The sequence below is a fragment of the Gryllotalpicola sp. genome, from assembly GCF_027352875.1.
GTDB lineage: Bacteria > Actinomycetota > Actinomycetes > Actinomycetales > Microbacteriaceae > Gryllotalpicola.
Genome location: NZ_DAIEII010000017.1, coordinates 1 through 26,121, shown reverse-complemented (window position 1 = coordinate 26,121; position 26,121 = coordinate 1). Strand labels below are relative to the sequence as shown.

Annotated in this window: 27 protein-coding genes; 7 read left to right on the top strand and 20 right to left on the bottom strand. The window is 69.1% G+C overall.

What is annotated here, in order from left to right; translation table 11 throughout:
- From M7D61_RS02435 to M7D61_RS02425, 3 genes are all read right to left on the bottom strand, one after another.
- The coding region (locus tag M7D61_RS02435) for an acyl-CoA dehydrogenase family protein (RefSeq protein WP_298227241.1) at window positions 1-487 on the bottom strand (487 nt) is incomplete at its 3' end.
- Window positions 488-722: 235 nt separating this feature from the next.
- Window positions 723-1,826: an MFS transporter gene (locus M7D61_RS02430; protein ID WP_298227239.1), complete on the bottom strand. Its 1,104-nt coding sequence runs from the start codon at window positions 1,824-1,826 to the stop codon at window positions 723-725.
- Between the two features lie 66 nt (window positions 1,827-1,892).
- The gene (locus M7D61_RS02425) at window positions 1,893-2,081 is read right to left on the bottom strand and encodes a DUF5302 domain-containing protein (protein WP_298227238.1); all 189 of its coding nucleotides are present in this window, start codon (window positions 2,079-2,081) and stop codon (window positions 1,893-1,895) included.
- A gap of 195 nt (window positions 2,082-2,276) precedes the next feature.
- Between M7D61_RS02425 and M7D61_RS02420 the strand changes: the two genes are divergently transcribed.
- Window positions 2,277-2,624 carry an Lsr2 family protein gene (locus M7D61_RS02420; protein ID WP_298227236.1) on the top strand — a complete coding sequence of 116 codons (348 nt, stop codon included), beginning with the start codon at window positions 2,277-2,279 and terminating at the stop codon, window positions 2,622-2,624.
- Between the two features lie 10 nt (window positions 2,625-2,634).
- On the opposite strand, the gene M7D61_RS02415 is transcribed toward M7D61_RS02420, so the two are convergent.
- Genes M7D61_RS02415 through M7D61_RS02400 form a run of 4 tightly spaced genes read right to left on the bottom strand, consistent with a single transcriptional unit; the run spans window position 2,635 to window position 5,147 of the window.
- Entirely contained in the window at window positions 2,635-3,162 is a 528-nt protein-coding gene (locus M7D61_RS02415; RefSeq protein WP_298227234.1) for a DUF1003 domain-containing protein, read from the bottom strand.
- A 49-nt stretch (window positions 3,163-3,211) separates the two neighbouring features.
- The gene (locus tag M7D61_RS02410) at window positions 3,212-3,415 is read right to left on the bottom strand and encodes a DUF6186 family protein (protein ID WP_298227232.1); all 204 of its coding nucleotides are present in this window, start codon (window positions 3,413-3,415) and stop codon (window positions 3,212-3,214) included.
- Window positions 3,412-3,936 carry a hypothetical protein gene (locus M7D61_RS02405; RefSeq protein WP_298227230.1) on the bottom strand — a complete coding sequence of 175 codons (525 nt, stop codon included), beginning with the start codon at window positions 3,934-3,936 and terminating at the stop codon, window positions 3,412-3,414. Before M7D61_RS02405 ends, M7D61_RS02410 begins: the two co-directional genes overlap by 4 nt.
- A 50-nt stretch (window positions 3,937-3,986) precedes the next feature.
- Complete coding sequence (locus M7D61_RS02400; protein ID WP_298227228.1) at window positions 3,987-5,147, bottom strand: acyl-CoA dehydrogenase family protein; 1,161 nt, start codon at window positions 5,145-5,147, stop codon at window positions 3,987-3,989.
- A 23-nt stretch (window positions 5,148-5,170) separates the two neighbouring features.
- Between M7D61_RS02400 and M7D61_RS02395 the strand changes: the two genes are divergently transcribed.
- The 3 genes from M7D61_RS02395 (at window position 5,171) to M7D61_RS02385 (ending at window position 8,161) form a co-directional block, all read left to right on the top strand.
- A complete protein-coding gene (locus tag M7D61_RS02395; protein WP_298227225.1) occupies window positions 5,171-6,187 on the top strand; it encodes an aldo/keto reductase in 1,017 nt (338 codons plus the stop codon).
- A gap of 35 nt (window positions 6,188-6,222) precedes the next feature.
- Window positions 6,223-6,786 (top strand): NAD(P)H-dependent oxidoreductase, encoded by a 564-nt coding sequence (locus tag M7D61_RS02390; RefSeq protein WP_298227223.1) that lies wholly within the window; start codon window positions 6,223-6,225, stop codon window positions 6,784-6,786.
- Window positions 6,787-6,904: 118 nt separating this feature from the next.
- Window positions 6,905-8,161, top strand: a complete 1,257-nt coding sequence (locus tag M7D61_RS02385) for an APC family permease (RefSeq protein WP_298227221.1) — start codon at window positions 6,905-6,907, stop codon at window positions 8,159-8,161.
- 66 nt (window positions 8,162-8,227) lie between these two features.
- On the opposite strand, the gene M7D61_RS02380 is transcribed toward M7D61_RS02385, so the two are convergent.
- Window positions 8,228-9,436: an MFS transporter gene (locus M7D61_RS02380; protein WP_298227219.1), complete on the bottom strand. Its 1,209-nt coding sequence runs from the start codon at window positions 9,434-9,436 to the stop codon at window positions 8,228-8,230.
- A gap of 194 nt (window positions 9,437-9,630) precedes the next feature.
- On the opposite strand from M7D61_RS02380, the gene M7D61_RS02375 reads away from it, so the two are divergent.
- Both M7D61_RS02375 and M7D61_RS02370 read left to right on the top strand, forming a co-directional pair.
- On the top strand, window positions 9,631-12,078 hold the full coding sequence (locus M7D61_RS02375; protein WP_298227217.1) for a ribonucleoside-diphosphate reductase subunit alpha: 2,448 nt from the start codon (window positions 9,631-9,633) through the stop codon (window positions 12,076-12,078).
- Window positions 12,079-12,132: 54 nt separating this feature from the next.
- A complete protein-coding gene (locus tag M7D61_RS02370; RefSeq protein ID WP_298227215.1) occupies window positions 12,133-13,116 on the top strand; it encodes a ribonucleotide-diphosphate reductase subunit beta in 984 nt (327 codons plus the stop codon).
- A gap of 12 nt (window positions 13,117-13,128) precedes the next feature.
- Here M7D61_RS02370 and atzF read toward each other — a convergent pair whose 3' ends face one another.
- The 11 genes from atzF to M7D61_RS02315 all read right to left on the bottom strand — a co-directional run bounded on the left by atzF (window position 13,129) and on the right by M7D61_RS02315 (window position 24,145).
- Window positions 13,129-14,823, bottom strand: coding sequence for an allophanate hydrolase (gene atzF / locus M7D61_RS02365; RefSeq protein ID WP_298227213.1), 1,695 nt, complete (start codon window positions 14,821-14,823; stop codon window positions 13,129-13,131).
- Window positions 14,820-15,554: a GntR family transcriptional regulator gene (locus M7D61_RS02360; protein ID WP_298227211.1), complete on the bottom strand. Its 735-nt coding sequence runs from the start codon at window positions 15,552-15,554 to the stop codon at window positions 14,820-14,822. The genes atzF and M7D61_RS02360 overlap by 4 nt, the downstream gene beginning before the upstream one ends.
- A 2-nt stretch (window positions 15,555-15,556) precedes the next feature.
- The gene (locus M7D61_RS02355) at window positions 15,557-16,198 is read right to left on the bottom strand and encodes an alpha/beta hydrolase (RefSeq protein WP_298227208.1); all 642 of its coding nucleotides are present in this window, start codon (window positions 16,196-16,198) and stop codon (window positions 15,557-15,559) included.
- Entirely contained in the window at window positions 16,195-16,905 is a 711-nt protein-coding gene (locus tag M7D61_RS02350) for an isochorismatase family cysteine hydrolase (RefSeq protein ID WP_298227206.1), read from the bottom strand. Before M7D61_RS02350 ends, M7D61_RS02355 begins: the two co-directional genes overlap by 4 nt.
- Before the next feature lies 1 nt (window position 16,906).
- Entirely contained in the window at window positions 16,907-17,539 is a 633-nt protein-coding gene (locus M7D61_RS02345) for an isochorismatase family cysteine hydrolase (RefSeq protein WP_298227204.1), read from the bottom strand.
- A 4-nt stretch (window positions 17,540-17,543) separates the two neighbouring features.
- Entirely contained in the window at window positions 17,544-18,701 is a 1,158-nt protein-coding gene (locus tag M7D61_RS02340; protein WP_298227202.1) for a BMP family ABC transporter substrate-binding protein, read from the bottom strand.
- A 47-nt stretch (window positions 18,702-18,748) separates the two neighbouring features.
- Window positions 18,749-19,660 (bottom strand): ABC transporter permease, encoded by a 912-nt coding sequence (locus tag M7D61_RS02335; RefSeq protein ID WP_298227200.1) that lies wholly within the window; start codon window positions 19,658-19,660, stop codon window positions 18,749-18,751.
- A complete protein-coding gene (locus tag M7D61_RS02330; RefSeq protein ID WP_298227198.1) occupies window positions 19,657-20,748 on the bottom strand; it encodes a hypothetical protein in 1,092 nt (363 codons plus the stop codon). Before M7D61_RS02330 ends, M7D61_RS02335 begins: the two co-directional genes overlap by 4 nt.
- Complete coding sequence (locus M7D61_RS02325; RefSeq protein WP_298227196.1) at window positions 20,745-22,292, bottom strand: ATP-binding cassette domain-containing protein; 1,548 nt, start codon at window positions 22,290-22,292, stop codon at window positions 20,745-20,747. The genes M7D61_RS02330 and M7D61_RS02325 overlap by 4 nt, the downstream gene beginning before the upstream one ends.
- 114 nt (window positions 22,293-22,406) lie before the next feature.
- On the bottom strand, window positions 22,407-23,288 hold the full coding sequence (locus M7D61_RS02320) for an alpha/beta fold hydrolase (RefSeq protein WP_298227194.1): 882 nt from the start codon (window positions 23,286-23,288) through the stop codon (window positions 22,407-22,409).
- A complete protein-coding gene (locus M7D61_RS02315; protein ID WP_298227192.1) occupies window positions 23,285-24,145 on the bottom strand; it encodes a PPK2 family polyphosphate kinase in 861 nt (286 codons plus the stop codon). The genes M7D61_RS02320 and M7D61_RS02315 overlap by 4 nt, the downstream gene beginning before the upstream one ends.
- Window positions 24,146-24,173: 28 nt before the next feature.
- Between M7D61_RS02315 and M7D61_RS02310 the strand changes: the two genes are divergently transcribed.
- A complete protein-coding gene (locus M7D61_RS02310) occupies window positions 24,174-25,451 on the top strand; it encodes a M18 family aminopeptidase (RefSeq protein ID WP_298227190.1) in 1,278 nt (425 codons plus the stop codon).
- An 89-nt stretch (window positions 25,452-25,540) separates the two neighbouring features.
- Here the strand turns inward: M7D61_RS02310 and M7D61_RS02305 are convergent.
- The coding region (locus M7D61_RS02305) for a rhodanese-like domain-containing protein (protein WP_298227188.1) at window positions 25,541-26,121 on the bottom strand (581 nt) is incomplete at its 5' end.

The following is a 26,121-nucleotide window of genomic DNA, read 5'->3' as shown; positions in this document are numbered from 1 at the left end:
CCTTCTGCCCGTTCACGACCCACTCGTCGCCGTCACGCTCGGCACGCGTGCGCGCCGCCGACACATCCGACCCGGCCCCGGGCTCGCTGAACAGCTGGCACCAGATGTCGTCACCGCGCAGCAGCCGAGGCAGCAGGCGGGCCTTGAGCTCGTCGGAGCCGTGCGTCATGACGGTCGGCCCGCCCATGCCGATGCCGATCGTGAAGATGCTTTCGGGGGCGTCGTAGTGGGCCGCTTCCTGACCCCAGATGATCTGCTGGATCGGGGTCCCGCCGCGGCCGCCGTACTCCTTCGGCCACGTGATGCCCGCCCAGCCGGCATCGAACTTCTTCGCCTGCCACTCCTGGGACCTGCGCTGATACTCCGCCTCGTCACCGGATTCCGACAGCATGCCGGCTTCCCCGCTGCTGGGCTGGGCGTTGGCCTTCAACCACTCGCGCACTTCGGCGCGGAAGGCCGCTTCTTCGGGTGAATCGTGAAAGTCCACGCTGACCTCTGCACTCTGAAATGAACTTACTGGTTCATAAAGATAACACGTTCGTGGGGGACCCCGCCCGGGCGCGATGGGACCCGCCGAGGACGTGTTGCTGAGGGTGCTGGTGAGCCGGTGGAGCGTTCGGTGAGGCAGAGTCCGGCGTGGCAGTTGCAGGCGAGTTCGTCAGTCGATTCGGCCGACCGGGCCGTTTCCGGCGCACTCCGCCTGCGAGCCGCGGATTCGCGCATCATGTCGAAGGAGACCGGGTGAGGAGATACTCCGGCGACGGATGCCCCCGCCATCGGTCCTGGATGCCATGATGCGTTTGGTCACGAGGTTCGGGTGGTCTTTCGCGGGCGCCGGCGCAACAGGACGAGCAGAAGCCCGAACGCCACGGCCTGGAGGATGCCGACGATGACGACCAGCGTGGTCGTCTGGCCGTACAGGGCGCCGGCGACGGTCCCGCCCAGGAAGGCACCCGCGCCCTGGAAGGCCGAAAACCAGCCGTAGGCGCTGCGACGGCCATCCCCAGCGCATAGACCAGCGGAACCGCGGCGACCGACGCAAGATTGGCCGCGGCGAGGTGGAAGGAGATCACCCCGAAGCTCAACAGGCCGAATTCGGTGAGGGCGGCGAAGACGGCGAAGAGCACGAAAGTTGCGCGCGAGGCGGGCACTACAGGGGCGGGGCTCGTCGGGTCGGCCGATGTCGGTGTGCCGACGAGCTCGGCGGCACGGTAGACCCGGACGTCCGGCACACGCGCGTGAAGCCAGGCGATCAGTGCCATCGCGAACCCGGCGGGCACGATGAGCACGAGAAACGCCGGCCACAGTGCTCCCGCGGCCGCGGTGATCGCGGAGACGATGAGCGGGCCTACGAAGGATCCCACCTGGTCGAGCACTTTGTGCACGCCGAAGCCCTTGCCCAGCCCCACCGCCTCGGCGGGCTCGGCGAGGAGCACCGTCTTCGCCGGCGCGCGCACCGCCTTGCCGGTGCGCTCCAGCAGGATCAGCACGCTCGCGACGACGAGTCCCGCGCCGCCGAGGAACGGGCTCAGCGCCAGCAGCGGCACGCTGATCGCCGACACGCTGTATCCCGCGATGGCGAAGCCCCAGTAGGCGCGGGTGCGATCGGCCCAGGGCCCGGTCACCAGCCGCAGCATGAGAGCGAGGGCCTCAGCCCCGCCGGTGACCAGCCCCACGAGCGTCGCGGTAGCCGCGAGCTGCTCCAGGAGTGCACCGCTGACGGAGATCGCGCCGTCGGAGACCATGTCGATCGCGAGGCTCACGAACCCGAAGCCGATGATCATCGACCACGGGGCAAGAGCAGGCAGTCGCGCCGGTTGCGTCATGACGGCTTCTGGATCAGGACGACGACCAGGCCGACGCGGGGTCCAGTCCCGTCACGCTGTGGAGCGTCAACCGCCGCTCTTGCGGCGGAACTCGCGCTTGCCGCCGATGCGGGTGTGGACGCCGTGCACGCCGGAATCCGCTCCGCCGGCGCCGCTGCGGCTCGCGCCCTGCTGCTTCTTCCGTTCGATGGCCTCGAGGAACTTGCGCTTCGATTCCTCGGAAGGGGTCGTCGGCTGCGTCTCGTCGGAGTCCATGCTGGCCAGTGTAGGTGGATCTACCGCGACCCGGCAGACGATTCGCGAGAACGCTGCTCCCGCACCACCAGCGCGTGCCGCACACACCGTGGCCCGTCTGATCGAGCCACGCCGCGACTGCGGCCGCGCGGCACGCGCCATCGCGAGGAGCACGGGCACGGCGTACGCGAGCCGGCCTTGGATACAGTGGCCGCTATGAAGCGGACGACGGTTCAACTCATCGACGATCTCGACGGCACGGTCATCGACGGCGACGACGGCGGAACCGTCGCCTTCGCCTTCGCCGGCGAGGCGTACGAGATCGACCTCACCGCCGCGAACCGCGCCGCGTTCGAGTCCGCTCTCGCTCCTTACCTCGCCGTCGCCCGCGCGGTCGGCGGCCGCCGGAGCGCCCGAGCGGCATCCGCGGTGCGCCCGAGCGGCGAGTCCGGCCCCGGCTACACCGTCGTGCGCGAGTGGGCCCAGGCCAACGGCATCGAGGTGTCCGAGCGCGGCAAGGTCGCCGCCGCGGTCATCGACGCGTACCGGCAGGCGCACTCCTAGGGCGAACCGGTCAGCTCTCCGCGGCGGGCGGGGTCTGTTTCGCCTGCTCGGCGGCGACGTGCGCGGTGACCTCCGCGAGGACCCGATCGCGGATCTCCCGGGACAGCTCGTGAATGATCCGCGTGAGATCGGTGTTCTCGACGAGCAGGGTCTCCTGCTCCTGGTAGTCGCGGTCGGCCTTGGCCTGCTGGAACGCGGCCTGCCGGTTCTGCCCGACCATGACGAAGGTCGAGAGGAAGATCGCCTCGAGCGACACGACGAGCGTGAGAGTCGGCCACGGGCTGTGCTCGAGGAAGAGCATCCACATCACGAAGAGCACGATGTGGATGTAGACGAACATCATCGAACCGGCGAACGCGGTGATCGCGTCGGCGATGCGCAGCTGGATGCTCGCGGCGCGGTGCTGGGCTTGGGCGATGACCGCCGGATGAGTCGTCGTGGGGTCGGCGACCTTGAGGAAGCGGCGCGGGGTGAGACCGTAGCGGCGGTGCTGCTGGACAGAAGGGGCGGCCGGAGCCGCAGGGGTCGAGGCGCTCATGCGGGCAGCGTAGCGCCGCCGGCCAGAATACGGTCCCGCCTCGCGGTTCCTAGGGCGCGGTGACGAAGAAATGCCAGCCCAGCCACCACCAGAACGCGATCAGCGTCAGGCGCACTCCCCGCAGCGCCATGACGCGGTCGAGCAGTCGCGACAGCGGCGCCACCACCTGGGGCCGGCGGTGCGAGCCGATGACCAGCGCGAGCATGAGGACTCCGACGACGAGGTAGCCGCCGATGGTGATGACTCTGCTCATCGGCGCTCCTTGCCGCGTCGCACCAGCGCGTAGCCGCCGAGCAGCCAGATCGCGACCCCGAACCCGCGCAGCACGGGAGCGGTCCACAGCGGCCGCAGCAGGTCGGAGAGCGCCGGATGATTCCAGTCCGCCCTGGCCGAGGAGTGCCCCAGGAAGAAGTTGGCGAGCTCCCACAGGCACAGTGCGACGACGAGGCTCGACCACAGCAGCGCGGCGCGCCGGATGGCGTTGTCGGTCTCGACGCTCATGTCGCCGCCCGGCCAGATGAGCGGGATCGCGACGAGGCCCACCATGATGACGAGGATTCCGGCGGCCGCGCTGAACTCGGGAAGCAGGCTGAGCGCGATGGCGAATGCGACGGCGCCCGCCACGCCGGCGCCGAGCGGCGGCTCGAAGCTGCCGGTGACGCGGTCGAAACGGTCCAGCAGACCCGCCATGTCGGCGGCGAGAGCCAACCCGCAGACGAGGAACACCGTTCCGTCAGCCGCTGCGCCCCGGAAGTACTGGAAGAAACTCGTCAACGCCAGGACGCCCAGCCACGGGGCATCCGCTCGGACGCCGGTTCTGAGCCCTAGGCGAGTGGGCCGAGCCATGCTGCTGCGACGGTGCTGTGAGCCGACTCGTCATCGCTCGGGTGGAAGAGGCCGGCGAGCACGTCGCGGTAGAGCCGCCCGAGCTCGCTCGAGGAGGAGTACGACGAGCCGCCCGAGACGCGGATGGCTTTGTCGACCACCTCCCGCGCGGTCTCGGTGGCGCGCACCTTGAGGCCGGCGACCTTGGCGAACCACAGTCCGCCGTGGTTGACGAGGTTGTCGAGATCGCTCGCGAGCGCGTGGATCTGCGGGGCGAGGGCATCCTGCTCGATCGCGGCGGAGGCGAGTCGGAAGCGGATGTCGGGGTCCTGCGAGTAGGGCTTGCCGCTCTTCAGCGACATCCGCTTCTTCACGGTCTCGACGGCGATCTCGAGCGCGCGCTGCCCGATGCCGGTGTAGACCGAGGCGAGCAGGATCTCGAACACGGTGAAGATGCCGAACAGGAGGCCGTCCGGGTTCGGGCCGGGGTCGAGACGGCGCACGACGCGGTCGGCCGGGGCGAGCGCGCCGACGAGCCTCGTCGAGTTCGACTGGCTGGCGCGCATGCCGACGGTGTCCCAGTCGGGGCGCACCTCGATGCCCTCGCCGCGATCGACGAACCCCCAGACGATCTTCGGCGCATCCGCGCTCGTCGCGTCCAGGCCCATGGTGCCGAGCTTCGTCCACGCCGGGGAGAGCGAGGTGAAGACCTTGGTGCCGGTGAAGCGGTAGCCGCCGTCGGGCTGCGGCGCGGCATCCGTCGTCGAGCCGAAGAGCACGAGGTCGTTGCCCGCCTCGCTTACCCCGAAGCCGAACACCTCGCCCTCACCGGCCTCGCGCAGCACGAAGTCGAGGCTCGGGTCGCCGCGGTCGTGGAGCACCTTGGCGACGCCGGTCCACACCAGGTGCATGTTGACCGCGAGCGCCGTCGCGGGGGCCGCACCCGCGAGGCGCTGCTGCTCGCGGGCCACCTGGGCGACGCTGAGACCGAGCCCGCCGTGGGTCCCGGGGACGAACGCCTTGAGGTAGCCGACCGCGACGAGCTCGTCGAAATCCTCGGTGAAGAACGCGTTGGCGGCGTCGTAGCCCGCGGCACGGGAGCGGATGCGCGCGAGCAACTCATCGGTGAGGATCGCGACGCCGGGAATCGAATCGGTCACGGAGACGAGCCTAGGCTCGAGGTGTGCAATCCCGAACCCTTGGTCGCACCGGCCGCAGCGTTTCGGTCATCGGCCTCGGCACCTGGCAGCTCGGCACCGACTGGGGCTCTGTGACGGAATCCGACGCGCTCGCCGTGCTCGAGGCGGCCGCCGGGGCCGGGATCACGTTCTTCGACACCGCCGACGTGTACGGCGACGGCCGCAGCGAGAGCATCATCGGCCGCTTCCTCGCCGCGAACCCGGATTCCGGCATCACGGTCGCGACCAAAATGGGTCGCCGCGCCCCGCAGGTTCCCGAGAACTACACGCTCGCCAACTTCCGCGCCTGGCTCGACCGGTCGCGGGCGAATCTGCGCGTCGACACCATCGACCTCGTCCAGCTGCACTGTCCGCCCGCGCCGGTGTACCAGACGGATGCCGTCTTCGACGCCCTCGACCAGCTCGTCGACGAGCAGGTCATCGCGCACTACGGCGTCAGCGTCGAGACCGCCGCCGAGGCCCTCGCCGCGATCGCCCGGCCGGGCGTGGCCACCGTGCAGATCATCCTCAACGCGTTCCGGTTGAAGCCCCTCGACGCCGTGCTGCCGACCGCGCGCGAGGCGGGCGTCGGCATCATCGCACGGGTGCCGCTCGCATCGGGCCTGCTCTCCGGCCGCTACACCGAGACGACGACGTTCGCCCCCACCGATCACCGCAGCTACAACCGCCATGGCGAGGCGTTCGATGTCGGCGAGACGTTCTCCGGCGTCGACTTCGAGCAGGGCGTCCGGGCGGCGCACGAGTTCGCGGGCGCTGTCGCCGACCTGCGCCGCGAGTGGGGCATCGACAATCGCGACCTGCTGCAGCCGGCGAAGGCCGCGCTCGCGTGGGTCGCGCAGCGCCCGGGCGTCTCGAGCGTCATCCCCGGCGCCCGCAACGTCGACCAGGTGCTCGCGAACGCGGCGGTGGCCTCGGTACCCGAGCTCGGGGAAGAATTCAGTGCCCGGGTGGTTGACATCTATGGCTGGTATTTCCGCGCCGCCGTTCACGACCGTTGGTGACGGCCGGAAGACACAACAGAAGAGAGATCCCCCCTGTGACCAAGCTCCTCATCGTCCTCGGCAGCACCCGCGAGGGCCGCGTCGGCCTTCCGATCGCGCAGTGGGTGAAGCAGGCCGCCGAGGAGGACGATCGCTTCGAGGTCGACTTCGCCGACCTCGCCGAGATCGGCCTGCCGCTGCTCGACGAACCGAACCACCCGCGCTTCAAACAGTACGTGCACGATCACACCAAGGCGTGGAGCGCCCGGGTCGACGCGGCGGACGGCTTCCTCTTCCTCTTCCCCGAGTACAACTTCAGCTATTCGGCGCCCATCAAGAACGCCCTCGACTACCTGAACAACGAGTGGGTGCGCAAGCCGGTCGGATTCGTCAACTGGGGCGGCAACTCGGGCGGCACGCGCGCTCAGGCGACCTTCCGCATCCCGGCCTCGGCGGTGGGCCTCGTCATCACGCGGGGCAACGTCGAGATCAACTTCCCGCAGAAGCAGCTCACCGACGACGGGGTGTTCGAGCCCAACGAGCAGCAGGCCACGGTGCTGCGGGCGCAGCTCAACGAGATCGTGGCGCTGGGCGAGGCGCTGAAGCCGTTCCGCGGCTGACGCCTCGGGCCCCGACCGGGCCGCGCCCGGGATCGGACTGCTGCTGCTTTCGAGGAAATCGCCCTCACCTCGTCGCGGAGGGGGCGATTTCGTCGAAGCGGACGACTAGCCTCGCCGTGTGACGCAGCCCGCACTCGCGCGACGGCTGGGGCTCGGGGACGCCGTGTTCCTCGGCCTCGCGTCGATGATCGGCGCGGGGGTGTTCAGCGTGTGGGCGCCAGCCGCGCAGGCGGCAGGAGCCTGGTTGCTCGCAGGCCTCGTCGTCGCCGCGGCCGTCGCCTTCGCGAACGCCACCGCGTCGGCGCAGCTCGCGGCGGTGTACCCGACCTCCGGGGGCACCTACGTCTACGGCCGCGAGGTGCTGGGGCCGTGGTGGGGCTTCGCCGCGGGGTGGAGCTTCGTCATCGGCAAGACGGCGTCCTGCGCGGCGATGGCGTTCACCTTCGCCGCCTATGCGGTTCCGGATGCCTGGCAGCGGCCCGCCGCGGCCGCGGCCGTCGCCGCGCTCTGCGCGGTCAACCTGCTCGGGGTGACGCGCACCGCGCGGCTCGCGCGCATCCTCGTCGTGCTCGTCCTCGCCGCACTCGTGGTGTTCGTCGCAGTGCTCGTCGCGCCGCCCGCCTACCACACGAGCGGCTCGGCGCTGGTCGTCGGCGTCTCAACGGGTGGGCCGTGGGGCATTCTGCCCGCGGCCGGCCTGCTTTTCTTCGCCTTCGCGGGCTATGCGCGCATCGCGACGATGGGGGAGGAGGTGCGCGATCCCGCGCGCACGATTCCGCGGGCCATCCCGATCGCGCTCGGCATCGTGCTCGTCGTCTACCTCGCGGTCGGCGCCGTGCTGGTCGGGCAGTTCGGCGCGCTGCGCACGGCGGCGTCGCCGGCGCCGCTCGTCGATGCGATCGTGCAGATCGCCCACCGCGACTGGGCTGCGACCGTCGTGCAGATCGGCGCCGCTCTCGCCGCGCTCGGCGCGCTGCTCTCGCTCCTCACCGGCATCGGCCGCACCACGCTCGCGATGGCCCGCAACGCCGATCTGCCGCGCTGGCTCGCCGCCGTCGAGCGGCGCCGCCAGGTGCCGCATCGCGCCGAGATCGCGCTTGCGCTCGTCGTCATCGCGCTCGTCCTCACGACGGACCTGCGCGGGGCCATCGGCTTTTCGAGCTTCGGGGTGCTGCTCTACTACTTCGTTGCGAACCTCGCGGCGCTGCGTCAGGGCGGTGCGCGCCGCACGCTGCGCTGGGTGCCGTGGTTCGGGATGCTGGGCTGCGCCGCGCTCGTGCTGACGCTGCCCTGGCAGTCCATCGCACTCGGCACCGCCATCCTCGCCGCGGGATTCCTGCTGCGCGCCGTGCGGTCTCGGGCAGCCGCCTCCTAGCCGCGAGCCCCGTCAGATGCCCGTTCGAATGCCGCCGAAAGCGGCATCCGGCGGGATGCGCGGAAGCTAGCTGAGGTCGAGCGGGATCGGCTCGGTGTCGGGGATCGGCCCGGCGTGCTTGCCGCGCATGTCGGGTAGCCAGCGCACGAAGGCGGCAGGCACCAGGATGCCCACGCCGGCAGCCGCCGCCGACACCCAGAACGCTCCCACCGCGCCGTGGCCGTCGATGAGCCCGCCCGCGATCGCACTGCCGATGCCGGCGCCGATGAGCTGCCCGGTGTTGACCCAGCCGTAGGCCTCGGCGGTGTCGCTGAACTTCACGCTCGACGAGACCTGCGTCGACATCGCCGCAAGTGCGGGCGCGATGCCGGCGCCGGCGATGGCGAGCGCCAGCGCCATCCACCAGAAGTTCAGCCAGGCGGCCGCGAGGGCGACGCCGAAGAACACGACCGCCATGCGCCGGGCCAGCGCCCACGGTCCGAGGGGCAGGTTGCCGAAGGCGAGGCCGGCGGTGAGCGAGCCGACCGACGAGATCGCGAGGATGATGCCCGCCTCGACGCCCTGGCCGGGGAAGGCCGCGATGACGCCGGCCTCGACGGCGGCGTAGGAGCCGATGAGGAGGAATCCCGTCGCCGTCGCGACGAGGATCGTGGGCCTCCTGAGCACGATGCCGAAGCGGCGCTTACTGCGCGGGATGCGGACGCGCCCGAGTTCGGGGAGCGAGATGAACCACGCGCCGCCACCGACGAGGAACCCCGCGCAGATGAGCAGGCCGAGCACGGTCGAGACCTGCGTCGAGACGAAGGTGATGAGCACCGGCCCGAGCACCCAGATGAGCTCCTGGGCTGCGGCATCGAGCGAGAACAGCGGGGTGAGCAGCGACGAGTTCACCATCTTGGGGTAGATCGTGCGCACGGCGGGCGTCACCGGCGGCCCGGAGAGCCCCATGACGAGGGCGACGCCCATCGTCATGGGCAGGGGCATGACGACGAGCGCGATGAGCAGCATCATCGCCGCGCACACCGCCGTCGTCGCGATGAGCACCGGGCGCATGCCGCGAACGCCCATGAGGCGCCCGAGCAGCGGGCCCGAGATGGCTTGCCCAACACCGTTGCCGGCGAGCACGAGACCGGCGGCGCCGTAGCTGTGGTGGACGTGCTGGACGTGCAGCAGGACGGCGAGCGACACCATCCCCCAGGGCATGCGCGCGGTGAGCTGCGCCGCGATGATGCGGGCGACCCCCGGCGCCCTCAGCACCGCTCCGTACGCGCTCACAAGAGGTCGATCCTATCGGCCGGGTATGTGGAATCCGTGTGGAGAACCGGCCCTGATCTGTGCATGACCGACCCTCCACTGTGGAGGACACGCCCACTAGATGTTGTGTCAGGTTGCTGTCGTACCCCCGGCATATAGTGATCTTCCACGCAGCAGCGCGAGCCGGACCAGGGCCGTAACCAGGGGAGTGAACCATGGCGATCACAGTCGTCAAGCGCGACGGAACGCGCGAGCCGTACGACGCGAACAAGATCAACCTCGCCATCGAGAAGGCGGCGGCGGGCCTCGACGAGAACATCACCTGGGTGACCCAGATCGCGAGCGAGCTCGAGCTCACGCTCTTCGACGGCATCACCACCCAGCAGCTCGACGAGGCGGTCATCCAGGTCGCGCTGCAGAACGTCAAGGACGACCCCGAGTTCGACACCGTCGCCGCCCGCCTGCTGCTCAAGACGATCTACAAGCGCGTGCTCGGCGACTACGAGACGGATGCCGAGCTGCTGCAGCTGCACCGCTCGAAGTTCCGCGCCTACGTCGAGCGCGGCGTCGCCGAGGGCCTGCTCGATCCGCGCTTCCCCGCGCTGTTCGACCTCGATCGCCTCGCGGAGGCGCTCACCCCCGCACACGACTCGCTGCTGAAGTACATCGGCCTCGTCACCCTCAACAACCGCTACGGCATCAAGGCCCGCAACGGCGAACCGCTCGAGGTGCCGCAGTACTTCTGGATGCGCATCGCCATGGGCCTCTCGCTCAACGAGGCCCGAGCCACCGACGTCGCCATCGAGTTCTACGAGACGATGTCCGCCCTCGACTACCTCGCCGCGGGCTCGACGCTCGTCAACGCGGGCACCAAGTTCCCGCAGCTCTCCAACTGCTTCGTCATGGAGATGCACGACGACATCGAGCACATCGCCAAGAGCGTGCGCGATGTCATGTGGATCACGAAGGGCACCGGCGGCATCGGCCTCTCGGTGACCAAGCTGCGCGCTCAGGGCTCGCCGATCCGCTCGAACAACACCGTCTCGACCGGCCCGATCCCGTTCATGCACACCATCGACTCGGTCCTGCGCGCCGTGAGCCGCGGCGGCAAGAAGTTCGGCGCCCTGTGCTTCTACATGGAGAACTGGCACATGGACTTCCCCGAGTTCCTCGACCTGCGCCAGAACTCCGGCGACCCGTACCGCCGCACCCGCACGGCCAACACCGCGGTGTGGATCAGCGACGAGTTCATGAAGCGCGTCCAGCACGACGAGCCGTGGTATCTCTTCGACCCGCTCGAGGTGAGCGACCTCAACGAGCTCTACGGCAAGGCGTTCTCCGAGCGCTACGCGTTCTACGCCGCCGAGGCGGAGGCCGGCCGCATCCACATGTTCAAGAAGATCGCGGCGCGCGCCCAGTTCAAGGACATCCTGATGAGCCTCCAGACCACCAGCCATCCGTGGCTGACGTGGAAGGACACCATCAACCTCCGCGCCATCAACAACAACACCGGCACGATCCACCTGTCGAACCTCTGCACCGAGATCTGCCTCCCGCAGGACATCGACAACATCGCCGTGTGCAACCTCGCGTCGATCAACCTCTCGCGCCACCTGCAGGCGGACGGCACCTTCAACTGGGCAACCATCGAGCGCTCGGCCCGCCTCGCGGTGCGCCAGCTCGACAACCTCATCGACATCACCATGTCGTCGGTGCCCGAGGCCGACCACGCCAACATCAACAACCGCGCCATCGGGCTGGGCATGATGGGCTTCACCGACGTCGTCGAGCGCCTCGGCATCTCGTACGAGTCGGAAGCCGCTTACGACCTCATCGATGAGGTGGCCGAGCACATCTCGTACTACGCCATCCAGGAATCCATCGACCTCGCCAAGGAGCGCGGCTCCTACCCGAACTTCGCGGGCTCGCGCTGGTCGCAGGGCATGGTTCCGTTCGACACCATCGACCTCGCCGAGAAGGACCGCGGGGTGCCGATCACGGTGAGCAGGAAGACCCGCCTCGACTGGGCCGCGCTGCGCGAGCAGGTCAAGGGCGGCATGCGCAACGCGACCCTCATGGCCATCGCCCCAACGGCGTCGATCGGCCTCGTCGCCGGCACCACGCCCGGCTTCGACCCGCAGTTCTCGCAGATCTTCAGCCGTGCGACCTCCAACGGCAAGTTCCTCGAGGTCAACCGCAACCTCGTCGATGCGCTGCGCCAGCACGGCCTGTGGGAGAAGGTGCGCGAGCAGGTGCTGCGCAGCCAGGGCGACATCCAGGGCATCGCCGAGATCCCCGATGAGATCAAGGCCGTCTACAAGACGAGCTTCCAGCTCTCGCCGTACTCCTTCATCGAGGTCGCGGCACGGGCCCAGAAGTGGATCGACCAGTCGATCAGCCGCAACATGTACCTCGAGACCCGCGAGGTCAGCGACATGATCGACATCTACTCCGCCGCGTGGGAGAAGGGCGTCAAGACGACGTACTACCTCCACATGAAGCCGCGTCACCAGGCCGAGCAATCGACCGTCAAGGTCAACAAGGCCGAGGAGATCGTGGGCAAGAAGGGCTTCGGCGCCGTCGCGGCCGAGACGCCCGGCACTTCGGCACCGGTCCCCACCGGCGCCACCGCACGCCGCGGATTCGGCGGGCTCGGCGCCTGACGCATCCGCACCCGGATCGATGCTGTAAAGAAACGAACTGAACGGGAGCGAACTATGCCCATCCTCGGCACCGGCGTGAAGGACGGCCTGCTGCTCAAGCCCATCCGCTACCAGTGGGCGATGGACCTCTACGACCAGGCGGTGGCGAACACCTGGTTCCCCAACGAGATCCAGCTCGGCGAGGACATCGCCGACTTCAAGAAGATGACCGACGAGGAGCGCCACGCGGTCACCTTCCTCATCTCGTACTTCAACCCGAACGAACTGCTCGTCAACAAGGCGCTCGCCTTCGGCGTCTACCCGTACGTCAACGCCCCCGAGGCGCACCTCTACCTCGCGAAGCAGATGTGGGAGGAAGCGAACCACTCCATGTCGTTCGAGTACGTCCTCGAGACGTTCCCCATCAACCGGGAAGAGGCGTACGGCGCCCACGTCGACATCCCGTCGATGGCCCGGAAGGAGGAGTTCGAGGTGAAGTTCATCCGCCGCATGACGGAGGAGAAGATCGACATCACCACCACCGAGGGCAAGAAGGACTTCGTCCGCAACCTCATCGCGTACAACATCATCCTCGAGGGCATCTGGTTCTACTCGGGCTTCATGGTGGCGCTCTCGTTCCGCCAGCGGAACCTGCTGCGCAACTTCGGCTCGCTCGTCGACTGGATCGTGCGCGACGAGTCGCTGCACCTCAAATTCGGGATGAACCTCATCCTCACCGTGCTGGAGGAGAACCCCGACCTGCAGACGCCCGAGTTCGCCGCCGAGATCAAGCAGATGATCCTGGAGGCCGTCGAGATGGAGGAGCAGTACAACAACGACCTGCTCCCCGGGGGCATCCTCGGCCTCAACGCCGGCTACATCAACCAGTACGTCAAGTACCTCGCCGACCGCCGCCTCGAGGAGCTCGGCTTCGACCCCGAGTACAAGGTGACGAACCCGGCGAAGTGGATGGCGACGGCGAACGACACCCTCGAGCTCGTCAACTTCTTCGAGTCGACGAACACGAGTTACGAGTCGAACGCGAAGGCGTCGAGCTGAGGACCGAGCCCGTCAGCCCGCGTCGGCCAGATAGCTGCGCCAGTCTCCGAACTCGCTGACGTCGGCGCCCCGGGGTTCCGAGCACCCGAACCCGGTGACCGTGCGGCCATCGCTCAATTCGACGGGCCCGAGCGTCATCGGACGCGGGATCATTGTGATGAAGACGCCCATACCGGCCGGCGGGAGCAGCCACTCCTCGCCGCCGATGCCGACCCCCTGCTGGCCGTCGGCCGCCGCGATAACCCCCGGCCGCGCCGGAATCCCGGGCAGCGCGTACATGCGGTAGCGCGGGGCTGTTGTCACCTCGCGAACGAAGCGTGCTCCGATCTCGACGAGTTGCGCGTTCAGCGGCATACCCCGCATATGCGCGCCGAAGACGACGACCGGAATGCCGATTGCCGGGTAGGCGTCGAGGGCGGTCTCGCCGACGACCAGTGCGGCGATGTCGAGGGCGATCTGATCCTGGAACGAGCGCGCGATGACGGTGACGCCGAACGGGCCGCCGTCGGCTTCGCCGGCGGGAACGCTCACCGCGCACATGTCGAGCAGGTTGACGAAGTTGCTGTACGTGCCCAGCCGGCTGTTCACTCCGATCGGGTCGGCCGCCACCTCGTCGAATGTGGGGTGATGCGTGGTCGTCGGCAGAAGCAGCGCGTCCGCGCCGGAGAGCGTCCGCTCGGCACGGAGGCGAAACTCCAGCACGCTGTTCTGATCGCGCACGACGTCGGCACCGCGCACGTCGCGGGCTCGGCGGATGATCGAGAGCACGCTCGGATCAGCGGCATCCGGGTTCGCCTCGAGGAACGCGCCGAATGCCTCGTAGCGTTCGGCGACCAGGGCGCCGTCGTAGAGCAGCCGAGCCGAATCGAGGAAGGGCGTGATGTCGATCGTCACGAGTTCGGCACCGGCGGCCTCGAGCGCCGCGGCGACGTTGGCGAAGGCGCGCCGGGCGGCCGCGCTGAGCGGGGTGAGATCGTCATCGCGGGGTATCGCCACCACGGGATGAGGTGGTGCGGCCAGCTTGGTCTGCGCGGGCCAGGTCCGCGAACGATGATCGGTCGGGGACGGCCCGGTGATGAGGTGCAACGGCAGCTGGGCGGCGGCGAGGGAGCGCGCGAATACGGTCACGCAGTCGTAGGAGCGACAGGCAGGGGTGACTCCCTCCGTCGGCACGAGGCCAATGGTCGGCTTGATCCCGACGATGCCGTTGAATGACGCAGGCACGCGCCCCGACCCTGCGGTGTCGGTGCCGAGCGCGAAGTCGGCGATGCCGAGTGCGACGGCGACGGCCGAGCCCGATGACGATCCTCCCGAGACCCGATCGGGCAGCAGTGCGCTGCGGACGGCTCCGAACGGGCTGCGCGTTCCGACGAGCCCGGTCGCGAACTGATCGAGGTTCGTTTTCCCGAGCACGACCGCTCCGGCGTCGAGTAGACGAGCGACGCTCGGTGACGAAACCGTGGGCAGGTGGGAGAACGGGGCGCATGCTGCCGTCGTGGGCATTCCGGCGACGTCGATGTTGTCCTTCACGGCGAAGACCGTTCCCGCCAGCGGCAATGACTCCCCGGTCTCGACACGGCGGTCGATGTCGGCGGCGGCGGCCAACGCCTCGACGAGCGGGCGGAGATGAATCCAGATCTCCGGTCGGTCGAGTTCGTCGATCGACCGGTACGCGGCGAGCACCCGCTCTCGGGAGGACGCGCTCATCCGCGACTCCGCAGCGCGTGCCCCAGACCGATCGGCAGAGCGTTCGCGGCGCGCTCCATCACGACCTGGCGCGATTCGTCGATGTGCACACGGAGTGCCTTCTCCGCGGCGCGCAGGTCGCCGTCGAGAACGAGCTCGGCGATGCCGATGTGCTCGGTGACGGTCGCCTCGAGGCGGTCTTCGGTGAGGTAGTCGTACATGCGCACCGGCCTGATGCGCCGGTTCACCGCCTGAAGGGTGTCGACGAGGGCGGCGTTGCCGGAGGAGCGGAGGAGCGCGACGTGGAATCCTTCGTCCATGTTGACGAATCCAGCGTCTGGCGCCGGCGGCTGTTCGCGCAGTGTCTGCCAGCGCTGCAGTTCGGCTCCGAGCAGCTCGCGGTCGTGGCTCAGGCTGCGGTCGTCGATCACGCGCAGGATGCCGTGCAGTTCGAGCGTGATCCTGACCTCGTACAGCTCGGAAAGGGTGTCGAAGCTCGGAATGTAGAGGTAGAGGCTTCCGTCGCGGCGTTCGACCAGCCCGTCGGTCTGGAGCCGGGCGAGCGCCTCCCGCACCGGCGTTCGCGAGACCTCGAACTGCTCCGCGAGTGCCTCCTCAGTCAGGCGATCCGTGGGCGCGAAAGAGCCGTCCATGAGCAGGCTGCGCAGCCGCACATAGACGAGGTCTCCGCGAGACCTTGCTTTCTTCGCCGTGTCGTCGTTGACCCGTGAGGATTGCTCGGGGTGTTGCATGTCTAGCCCTTCTGTTTCACCATCGCGGCATTCGCACGGATGACCGCGGCGAATGCCGTCACGTTGTCGAGGTGCACGGCGTGGCGCCCGCCGGGGACGGTCGCCGTGCGGGCCCCGGTCAATTCTGCGAGTGCAGCCACCGACTCGTGCCGGACTGGCGGCGACAGCTCGCCGACCGTGATGACGAGCTGCGAGAGGGGGTGCCGCGGCCGGAGCGGCTCGAAAGCCCGGAACATGCTGAAATCTCTGGCCACGGTGTCATCCTCGGCCGGCGCGAGCTCGCGGCCCCACGACGACCCGTACAACGCATGGCCGAATCCGAGGACGCCGTTCTGCCGCCATGCTGCCGCGACATCGTCGAGCAGATGGGGCGCGAGGGAACCCGCAGCCGGTTCGTGCAGTACCGCCGCGCGCAGCGGAACGCCGCGCAGGGCGAGCGCCAGGCCGAGGGTGGCTCCGCCGCTCACGCCGACGACCAGGGCTTCCGAGCAGAGCGGTTCCAGTGCGTCGAGCTCGCGTTCCCAGTCGCCGCTGTATTCGCGTTGCGGCGCGATCACGGCTTCGTCGAGATCGCCGAGCTCATCGAGCAAGGACCGCCAGACCGTCGCAGCAGTCGCGGCACCGTGAATGAGGACGATCGTCATCGCCCGAGCGACGCCAGTAGCGCGGAGGAGTGCGCGATGGCACCGAAGACGCCGCCCTGCATCGTGACCATCTTGAGGGCAGCCTCGTAGTTGCCGTAGTCGGTGGCCCCGGTGCAGTCGGTCAGCAGTAGGCATTCGTAGCCGCGATCGTTGGCGTCGCGCATCGTGGTGTGAACGCACACGTCGGTCGTGATGCCCGTGAGGATGATGTGCGTGATGCCGTGATTGCGCAGCAGCAGATCGAGGTCGGTCGCGTAGAACGCCCCCTTGCCCGGCTTGTCGATGATGTATTCGCCGTCGATCGGCCTGACCTCGTCGACGATCTCCCAGCCCGGTTCGCCGCGGGTGAGGATGCGGCCGCACGGGCCGACGGACCCGATCTCGGCTCCGATCTGAGCCGATCGCCACCGCTTGTTCGGCGGCAGGTCCGAGAGGTCGGGGCGATGGCCCTCGCGGGTGTGGATGATCATCAGGCCGGCTTTGCGGGCGGCATCCAAAACGACCGCGGTCGGCGCGAGCCCGGCCCGGGTCAGCGAGAGGTCGTAGCCCATCGCGTCGACGTAGCCGCCTGGTCCGCAGAAGTCGACCTGCCAGTCGATGTTGATGAGGGCCGTCTTCGCGGGGTCGATCGCGCCGTCGTACGGCCAGCGGTACGGCTTCGCTTCGACAGGGCCGTAGGAGGTCGCGGTGGATGCAGTGTCGGTCATGTCAGTCTCCGGTTGTCGGTGCGGGCGCGGTGGTGCCGTTGAGGGCGTCGATGATGGCCGGCGACGCTCCGACGGCGCCGAAGATGCCGCCTGACATCTCGATCGACGAGAGCGCGCTCGGTCTGAGCAGGGGGTCGAAGGAGGCGCAGGCGTCTGCGGCGAGCAGGCATTCGTAGCCGCGGTCGTTGGCGGCGCGCATCGTGGAGTGCACCCCGATCTCGAGCCAGTGGCCGGCGAGGACAAGATGCGTCAGAGCCAATCGGTTCAGGGTCGCATCGAGCGGGCTTCCGAAGAATCCGCTCCAGCCCTGCGCGCGCACGACGAGGTCGCCGTCCGCGGGCAGGCCTGAGTCGCCGACGGGGTCGGCGCCCGGCGGATGCGTGATCACTTCGATGACCCGCACTCCGTTGCGATGCGCCGCCTCGACGAGCGCATCGAGATGCGTGCGCCAGGGGCCGTCCGGCAGAGGACCGGGAGCCCGGACAGTCAGCACCGCGAGGGCGTCGAGATCGACGACGCCGTCCCACGGCCACGCGTACGGTATCGTCTCCGCCACCGTGCCGGGCGTGGCACGAGTGCGCGGCGAGGCGCGGCGCGCGTTGATGCTGGTCATGTCCTGGCTCCCGGTTCTCATGCGGCTAGTTCGACGGCAGCGTTCCGACCACGCCCTTGACGAGGCACGAGAACGAGTTCGTGTCGGCGTATGTCGCCACCTTGCCTGCTGCGACGAGCACGGTGCCGTCCTGGCAGTAGATCGGACCGGTGAAGATCGAGCTGCCGGCCTTTGTCAGCGCCGCCTGCTCGGCCTTGATCTTGGCCTGAAGGTCCGCCGACACCGAGGTTCCGAAGGATGCGAGCTCAAGCGGGTTGTCGCCGGTGGCGAATGATCCGGTCCAGTTCGCGTTGTAGATGCCGCCGGTGAAGGTACCGGCCTGGACTGCGCCGATGATCTTCTCGTAGATCGGCGCCCAGTTCCATGCAGAGCCGGTCAGCCAGCCGTCGGGGTAGAGCGCCGCGGCGTCGTAGTGGTAGCCGACGATCTTCTTGCCGGCCGACTTGACCGCCTGGATCACGGTGGACTGGCAGTCCTGGTGCTGGCTGAACACGTCGACACCCTGGTCGAGCAGGGCGGTGACCGCCTGCTTCTGCTTGAGCGGATCGCACCAGCTCGAGGTGTTGACGACGTAGGTCTGCGCGGCAGGGTTCAGCTTCTGGGCGCCGAGCTCGAACGCGTCGATGTTAGCGATGGTCTGCGCGATGGGGAACGCGTAGATGAAGCCGAGCTTGTTCGTCTGCGTCACGCCACCGGCGGCCATCCCCCCGAGACCGACGGGGTCATAGGCCTGGCCCCAGTAGGTTCCGAAGTTCGCCGGGAACGTGCCGTCGAGGAATCCGCCCTGATGCAGAACGGTGACGTCGGGGTGCGCCTTGGCGAAGGCGAGGGCGTACTTGAAATATCCGTAGCTGGTGGCGAAGATGATCTTTGCGCCTTGGCTCACCATTGCTTGCATCGTCTGGGTTACGGAATCGTTCTCGGGAATCTGGTCTGCAGTGATGACTTTGACGCTGGTGCCAAGGTCCTTCTCAACAGCCTTGGCACCATCTGAAACGGCTTCGTTGTAGCCGGCGTCATCGGTCGAGCCGACCATGATGAAGCCGACAGTCGTCGTGCTGCCGGCCGCCGTGGCCGGGCTGCTGCTGCTGCCGCCCCCGGGGGTCGACGAACTGCATGCCGCGAGCGCGAGCGTTGCGGCCGCCGTCATCATGGCGATGGCGGCGCGGGTGCGTTTGTGCATTGCTCCTCTTTTCTGGTGCTGTGTGCGGCGGCCGGGCGGCCGCCGCATTATTGGGTTTCGCTCAGCGCGTCGCGCTGAGACTCGGGGGCATTGCTGCGCCCGAAGCCGCTCACGATGACGAGTACGACGATCGTGATCGCGTACGGCAGCGCATCGAGGAGGTACTGGTTCACTGCGATCCCGTTGGCCTGCACCACAGAGGACACCGCGAGCGCTGCGCCGAACAGGTAGGAGCCGATGAGCACGCCGATCGGGCTCCAGCGCGCGAAGATGACGACCGCCACGGCGACGAAGCCGTATCCGTTGGTCATGTCGTCCGACCAGTTGCCGACGATCCCGATCGAGAGCTGCGCCCCGCCGAGCCCGGCGAGCGCCGAGCCGACGGTGACCGCGGCGAAGCGGATGACCGAGGGATGGCTGCCACTGGCGAAGACCACGGCGGGCCGCTCGCCGGTGGCCCGCAAGGTGAGTCCGGGGCGTGTGTAGGTGATGAAGAACCACAGGGCGGGCACGGCGACATAGGCCAGGTACACGAGGGGGTTCTGATCGAAGAGGGCCGGCCCCACACCCGGAATGTCGGCGAGTCCGGGGATGCGCACCGCGGGCAACGGGTCGATGACCTGGCCGTTGAGCGGGGACCCGAGCACCGAGGTGACACCGAGAGCGAGGAACCACACCACAAGGCCGCTGGCGAGCTGGTTGGCCCTGCGCCACACGACGGCCCCGGCGTGGAGCGCACCGCAGGCGGCGCCGGCGACGAGGCTGGCGAGCACGCCGAGCCACGGGTTGCCGGTGGCGATGGTGACGGCGACGCCGCTGAGGGCGCCGGCGAGCATCGCGCCTTCGGTGCCGAGGTTCGTGACGCCCGAGCGCTCGGAGATCAGCTCGCCGAGCGAGGGGTAGAGCAGTGCGACGCTTCCGGGGATGGCGGTGGTGAGAACCTCGCCGACGATGTTCATATCCGCTCTCCGTTCTTGCGGCCGATCGCGAGCATGGTGAGCACGATGGCTCCGAGCAGGACGTTGACGATGGAGCCGTCGAGGCCCTCGACGAGCTGGAGTCCGTTGCCGCTCAGCGCGATCGCGCTGAAGAGCAGGGCTGCAAGCGTCGCCTTGATCGGGTCGTTGCGGCCCAAGAAGCAGGCGAGGAATCCGATGTAGCCGAAGGTCGTCGTGACCCCGGGCTGCAGCTGGCCTTCGACGCCCATGAGGTTGAGGGCGCCGCCGAGGCCGGCGAGTGCGCCGCCCGCGAGCATCGACGACAGCAGGAGGCTCTTGATCGGCAGCCCGTTGCGCCGCGCAGCCTCAGGATTCCCGCCGACGACTCGCAGCGCGAATCCCCAACCGGTGCGCCGAATGACGAGCCACATCCCGATGGCGACGGCGAAGAGGACGAAGACCGCGATGTTGAGCTGTCCGCCGAAGAGCGTTCCTAGTCGCACCGAGCCGGGCAGCGGCCTGCTCTGCGGCTGGCCTGATCCGGCCGGATCCTTCCACGGCTGGTAGATGAGGAACAGCATGATGTCGTTCGCGACGAAGTTCATGAGAAGACTCGTGACGGACTCGGACGTACCGAGCCAGACTCGCGCCGCCGCGCTGATGCCCGCCCAGACCGCCCCGGCGATCGCCCCGGCCGCGGCGGTCGCCACGAGGGCGAGGGGGCCCGGCACCTGCGATCCGAGGGCGAGGCCCGTGCCGGTCGCGGCGACCGCGCCGAGGATGAGCTGTCCCTCTCCGCCGACGTTGACGAGTCCGGCACGCGCTGGAATCGCGGCCGCGAGAGCCGCGAACCCGATCGGAACGGCGCGCAGCAGCGTCTGAACCAGCGCGTCGCCGTTGAGCATCGAGGAATTCAGCATCGTCTGCACCAAGGTCAGCGGATTGCCGCCCTGCCACGCGCTGAACGCGGCGAAGGCGACGAAGCAGGCTGCATAGGCGCCGACGACGATCCCGATCCGCTTCCACGGGATGCGCGCGGCGAATCCGAGCAGCGCGGCGATGGCACGCGGCGGCGCGACGGCAAGGGCCTCGTCGTTCCGCACGGTCATGCTGCGGCCTCCTTGCCGGTCATGAGCTCGCCGATGCTGCGCCGATCGGCGGCGGCGGCGGGGACGATGCCGGTGAGGCGTCCGCCCGCGAGCACCGCGATCCGGTCGCTGAGCGTGAGCAGCTCGTCAAGGTCCTCCGAGATGAGGACGACGGCGCTGCCGGCTTCGCAGAGTTCCTTGAGCAGCGTCCGCGTGCGCTCCGTCGTCAGGATGTCGAGGCCGCGTGTGGGATACGAGGCGACGAGCACCCGGCAGGGGCTCGTGAGCGCGAGGGTGAGCAGGGCGCGCTGCACGTTGCCGCCGGAGAGGCGATCCATGCGCCGAGACCCTGCGACGACCCGCAGTTGCCCGGCCGCATCACGGCGGGCGAGGTCGGCATCCGCCTTCCGGGTGTCGAACGAGTAGCTCCCAGCCGCGTTCCACAGCGCGGCGTGCTCGGCGACGGACATGCCGGGCACGACGAACTGACGGATCGGATCGGGAGCGACCGCGATGACGCCCGCTTTGCGCATGCGCGCGACGGCAGGCAGCTCGACGATGGCGCCGTCGAGCATGACGGTGCCGGAGTGCGGCTGGCGAAGTCCGAGCAGGGTCTCGCTCAGCTCGTCCTGACCGCTGCCGGCCACGCCCGCGACGCCGAGGATCTGACCGGGGAGGACCTCGAGGCTGACCTCGCGAAGTCCCCAGTCGCCGTCGACGCGGCGCACGCTGACCCCGCTCAGGCCGATGATGGGCTCGGCGGTCGCGTGCTCCGCGGATGTGGAACGCTTCTCGAGGATCGCCACCGGTTCGCCGACCATCGCGGTGATGAGCTCGTCGTCGGAGAGGGTGGCAGGCGGTGCGTCGCTGAGGATGGTGCGGCCGCCGCGCAGGACGGTCACCTTGTCGGCGATCTGACGTACCTCGCGCAGCTTGTGGGTGATGATGACGATGGCGACGCCCTCGGACTTCAGCCGGGCGACCATGTCGAAGAGGCCGCTGACCTCCTGCGGGGTGAGCACGCTGGTCGGCTCGTCGAGGATGAGCATGTCAAGCCCGCCGAGCAGGACCTTGACCAGTTCGACGCGCTGCCATTCGCCGATGGAGAGGTGCTCGACCTTGCGGCCCGGATGCGTGGCGAGGCCGTAGCGCTCGGATGTCTCGGTGATCCGCGCCCGCAGGGCGCGGGGTCTGAGCGCGAACGGCGTGTCGCTGAGGTGGAGTGCGACGTTCTCCCACACGGTCAGCGCCGGAATGAGGCGCATGTCCTGGAACACCATTCCGATTCCGAGCTCGCGGGCGGTCGCCGGCGAGTGGATCGTGACGGGCTCGCCGTTTCGGAGGATCTGTCCCGAGTCCGGCTGATGCACCCCGTACAGCGACTTGACCAGGGTGCTCTTGCCGGCGCCGTTCTCGCCGAGCAGGGCGTGGACCTCGCCGGGCATGATCGTGAACGAGATGCCATCGTTGGCGCGGACCGTCCCGAAGGTCTTGACGAGCTCGCGCACCTCGAGGGTGGGCGTCGGGGGCGATCCAGTAGTGGTGCGGTGGTGCTGATCTGGCATAGGGGAGTCCGATCATGCGTGCACTGTTCCAGGGCTGCATCCGAGACTGTATGCAGCGATGTATACAGTAAGAACACGCTGTTTCGGCGACTGACGTCGAGCGTTACGAAGCGATTAACTCGGCGGCCGTGCCCGGAGCCACCCCTCGACCACGTCGAGGACGAGCGCCGGATTCTGCCGCACCCACCGGACGTGGTCGAGCGGAATCCCGCCGTTGTCGGCGACGGTGAGGCGCACCCGGTCGGGCCTGGCTGGCGAGACGCGCGCGAGCAGCAGGTCGGCCGAGGCGTGCGGCACGAACGGGTCGCGCGCGAACGTCACGGCGAGGATCGGCACGTCGACGTGGCCGAGCGCCTCCTCGTAGTCGACGTCGGTGCCCGCGAAGCGGTAAGCGCCATACCAGCCCTCGCGATGCCAGTCGGCCATCATCGTCTTCGGCTGGCGGCCGCCGAAGCCGATCCGGTCGCCCGGGAAGTGCCCGACCACCGCGGTGATGGCCAGGAACGTCGGTGTGACCATGCGGCGCGCCACGCGTCGCAGCGGCGTGCTCGCCGCGCGATAGGTCGTCGAGCCGCTCGCGATCATGACGATGCGGTCGGGATGCAGGATTCCGCTGCCCGCGGCCGCGAGCGCGAGCTGGCCGCCGAGGCTGTGCCCGACGACAATGAGGCGGGGAATGGACCCGAGCGGCGTCTGCTCGAGCGCTGCGGGAAGGTCCTGCTCGAGGATCGTCGCGTAGCCGAAGTCATTGCGCCTCACGTCGGAGGCCGACGAGCGCTCCTGGCCGCGGATCTCGAGCCCGAACACCCGCCGCCCGCGCGCCGCCCACTGCTCGAACAGCGGCCGGTAGTAGCCGATCGGCACCCCGAGCGCGGGCAGGAACAGCACCGCCGAGTCGGTCTCGAGCGGGAAGTCCGGGGTGTACTCGTCGACCACCGTGCGGCGGCCGTCGGCGGCGGTGATGGGGTGCGCGGTGAAGGTGGCGGGCGTCGTCACAGAGACGACGCCAGGCGAGCCTTCTCGGCCTCGACGTCGAACGCTGCGGGAGGCCACTGCAGGTCCAGGCTCGTGAGCGCGTCGATCAGGAGGTGCTGCACCACGAGGCGCGCGTACCACTTCCGGTCGGCGGGGACGACGTACCAGGGCGCAGCGGCCGTCGTGCAGCGGTCGAAGACGATCTGGTAGGCCTCCATGTACTGCGGCCAGAGCTCGCGCTCGTCGACATCGCCCGGGTTGTACTTCCAGTGCTTGTCGACCCGGGCGAGTCGTTCGGCGAGGCGACGCTTCTGCTCCGCGGGCGAGAGGTGCAGCATCACCTTGACGATCGTGGTGCCGGATTCCGCGAGCGTCGCCTCGAACTCGTTGATGGCGCCGTAGCGCCGCTCGATCTCGTCCGGCGCGGCGAGCTGCCGCACGCGCTGGATGAGGACGTCCTCGTAGTGCGAGCGGTCGAAGACGCCGATGAGTCCCGCCTCGGGAACGTGCCTCTCGACGCGCCAGAGGAAATCGTGGGCGGCCTCCTCGGGAGTTGGCCTTTTGAAGGCGGCGAGGTGGACGCCCTGCGGGTCGACCGAGCCCACCACATGGCGGATGATGCCGCCCTTGCCCGCCGTGTCCATGGCCTGCAGCACGAGCAGCACCCGCCGCTCGTCGCCGACGCGGCTGCGCGCGTAGAGGCGCTCCTGCAGGTCGTCGAGGATCGCCGCGCCCGCTGCGAGAGCGTCGTCGGCGTGGTTGTGGCTCGAGTCGAAGCCGGGTGCGGCGTCCGTGGGGGTGTCGGCGAGGCGGAAGCCCTCGGTCACACGCAGCAGGTCGACAGGGTCCTCGAGCCAGTACTCCGGGTATGACTTCATGGGCCCAGTGTGGCCCGAGAATGAAGTCATGACCGTCTCCGCCGCGAGCATCGACGCCCATATCGCCGACCTCGCCGACTTCGTCTCGGCGTCCCCGTCGTCGTATCACGCCGCCGCCGAGGTGGCGGCGCGGCTGCAGGCCGCGGGGTTCGCGCCCCTCGGGGAGGCGGATGCCTGGCCCGCCGCTCCCGGCCGATACGTCGTCGTGCGCGACGGCGCCGTCATCGCCTGGGTCGTGCCGGACGGCGCCGGAGCGACGACGCCGTTCCGCATCGTCGGCGCGCACACCGACTCGCCAGGGTTCGCGCTCAAGCCCGCGCCGACGACGGCGAGCCTCGGCTGGCTGCAGGCGGGCGTCGAGGTGTATGGCGGGCCGCTGCTGAGCTCGTGGCTCGACCGCGAGCTCGAGCTCGCCGGGCGCGTGGCAACCCGCGATGGCGCCGTGCATCTCGTGCGTACCGGGCCGTTCTTGCGGATCCCGCAGCTTGCCATCCACCTCGACCGCACCGCGAACGACGCTCTCGTGCTCGACAAGCAACGTCACACCCAGCCGGTCTTCGGCGTGGTCGGCGACGCGCTCGGGGTCGCCGACATCGTCGACGTGCTCGCCGAGGCGGCCGGGGTCGCCACCCGTGACATCGTCGGCTACGACCTGCTCGCCTGCGACACCCAGCCGCCGCGCCGGTTCGGGCACCGGGGCGAGCTGTTCGCGAGTCCCCGCCTGGACAACCTCGTCTCAGTGCACGCCGGGTTGACAGCCCTGCTCTCCGCGGATTCCGCCGCGATCCCGATGCTTGCCGCCTTCGATCACGAGGAGCTCGGCTCCGAGTCGCGCTCCGGCGCCCTCGGCTCCTTCCTCGACGATGTGCTCATGCGCATCGGCGCGGGCCTCGGCGCGTCGGCCGAGGACCGGCTGCGCGCGTTCGCGGAATCCTGGGTGGTCTCGGCGGATGCCGGGCACGCCGTCCACCCCAACTATCCCGAGAAGCACGATCCCGTCAACCGTCCGGTCGTGGGCGCAGGCCCCCTGCTCAAGATCAACGCGAACCAGCGCTACGCGACCGACGCCCTGGGAGCGGCGCTGTGGGCGGACGCGGCCGAGCGGGCGGGAATCCCCTACCAGGAGTTCGTGTCGAACAACGCGGTGCCGTGCGGAACGACGATCGGCCCGCTCACGGCGGCCCGGCTCGGCATCCGGACGGTCGACGTCGGCATCCCGCTGCTGTCGATGCACTCGGCCCGCGAGCTCTGCCATGTCGCCGACCCCGCGTACCTCGCGGCCGCGCTCACCGCGTTCTTCGCGTAGCGCTCCGGCTTTGCGTTGCCGCCAGATACGAACCCGCCCGGCCGGACAGGCGGTCTGGTATCTGTCGGGAACGTAACAGGGGCGGTAAGTCAGACGAGGGGCAGCGCCGGGTCGGACGCCCACTCGTTGAGGCTGCCGTCGTAGACGCGCACGTCGGTGCGGCCCAGCAGCGCCAGTGCGAGCGCGTCGCTCGTCGCGGCGATGCCGCCGGCGCAGTAGGCGACGATGGGTTCGCCGGATTCCACCACCTCGGGCCCGAACACCTCGCACAGCCGCTCGGGGGAGAGGTACGCATTCGTCTCGGGGTCGACGAGGCGCGCGGCGGGTACGCTCCGGCTGCCCGGGATGTGGCCGAGGCGGGGCCGGCTGCCTGCCTCGCCGGCGAACTCCTTCGGCGACATGCCGCAGATCAGCGTCGCCGGGTGCTCGCCCTCGAGCACGCCCTGGACGAAGGCCTTGTCCGCCCAGACGCCGTCGTCGGCTTCCGCGTAGAACTGGCCGGCGTGCCGCGGCGCGACACGGCCGGTGTCGACGGCGCGGCCCTCGGCGACCCACTTCTTGAGGCCGCCGTCGAGAACGCGCACATCGTCGTAGCCGAAGGCGCGGAACAGCCACCACAGCCGCGACGCCCACTGGCCGACGGCGTTGTCGTAGACGACGACAGCGCTGT

What these genes read in the sequence shown, in the direction of transcription:
- M7D61_RS02360 (WP_298227211.1), bottom strand. Translation starts at nt 15,554, where the DNA reads ATGCAACACCCCGAGCAATCCTCACGGGTCAACGACGACACGGCGAAG.
- M7D61_RS02345 (WP_298227204.1), bottom strand. Translation starts at nt 17,539, where the DNA reads ATGAGAACCGGGAGCCAGGACATGACCAGCATCAACGCGCGCCGCGCC.
- M7D61_RS02425 (WP_298227238.1), bottom strand. Translation starts at nt 2,081, where the DNA reads ATGGACTCCGACGAGACGCAGCCGACGACCCCTTCCGAGGAATCGAAG.
- M7D61_RS02325 (WP_298227196.1), bottom strand. Translation starts at nt 22,292, where the DNA reads ATGCCAGATCAGCACCACCGCACCACTACTGGATCGCCCCCGACGCCC.
- M7D61_RS02355 (WP_298227208.1), bottom strand. Translation starts at nt 16,198, where the DNA reads ATGACGATCGTCCTCATTCACGGTGCCGCGACTGCTGCGACGGTCTGG.
- M7D61_RS02340 (WP_298227202.1), bottom strand. Translation starts at nt 18,701, where the DNA reads ATGCACAAACGCACCCGCGCCGCCATCGCCATGATGACGGCGGCCGCA.
- M7D61_RS02350 (WP_298227206.1), bottom strand. Translation starts at nt 16,905, where the DNA reads ATGACCGACACTGCATCCACCGCGACCTCCTACGGCCCTGTCGAAGCG.
- atzF (WP_298227213.1), bottom strand. Translation starts at nt 14,823, where the DNA reads ATGAGCGCGTCCTCCCGAGAGCGGGTGCTCGCCGCGTACCGGTCGATC.
- M7D61_RS02415 (WP_298227234.1), bottom strand. Translation starts at nt 3,162, where the DNA reads ATGAGCGCCTCGACCCCTGCGGCTCCGGCCGCCCCTTCTGTCCAGCAG.
- M7D61_RS02310 (WP_298227190.1), top strand. Translation starts at nt 24,174, where the DNA reads ATGACCGTCTCCGCCGCGAGCATCGACGCCCATATCGCCGACCTCGCC.
- M7D61_RS02430 (WP_298227239.1), bottom strand. Translation starts at nt 1,826, where the DNA reads ATGACGCAACCGGCGCGACTGCCTGCTCTTGCCCCGTGGTCGATGATC.
- M7D61_RS02315 (WP_298227192.1), bottom strand. Translation starts at nt 24,145, where the DNA reads ATGAAGTCATACCCGGAGTACTGGCTCGAGGACCCTGTCGACCTGCTG.
- M7D61_RS02370 (WP_298227215.1), top strand. Translation starts at nt 12,133, where the DNA reads ATGCCCATCCTCGGCACCGGCGTGAAGGACGGCCTGCTGCTCAAGCCC.
- M7D61_RS02335 (WP_298227200.1), bottom strand. Translation starts at nt 19,660, where the DNA reads ATGAACATCGTCGGCGAGGTTCTCACCACCGCCATCCCCGGAAGCGTC.
- M7D61_RS02330 (WP_298227198.1), bottom strand. Translation starts at nt 20,748, where the DNA reads ATGACCGTGCGGAACGACGAGGCCCTTGCCGTCGCGCCGCCGCGTGCC.
- M7D61_RS02420 (WP_298227236.1), top strand. Translation starts at nt 2,277, where the DNA reads ATGAAGCGGACGACGGTTCAACTCATCGACGATCTCGACGGCACGGTC.
- M7D61_RS02375 (WP_298227217.1), top strand. Translation starts at nt 9,631, where the DNA reads ATGGCGATCACAGTCGTCAAGCGCGACGGAACGCGCGAGCCGTACGAC.
- M7D61_RS02410 (WP_298227232.1), bottom strand. Translation starts at nt 3,415, where the DNA reads ATGAGCAGAGTCATCACCATCGGCGGCTACCTCGTCGTCGGAGTCCTC.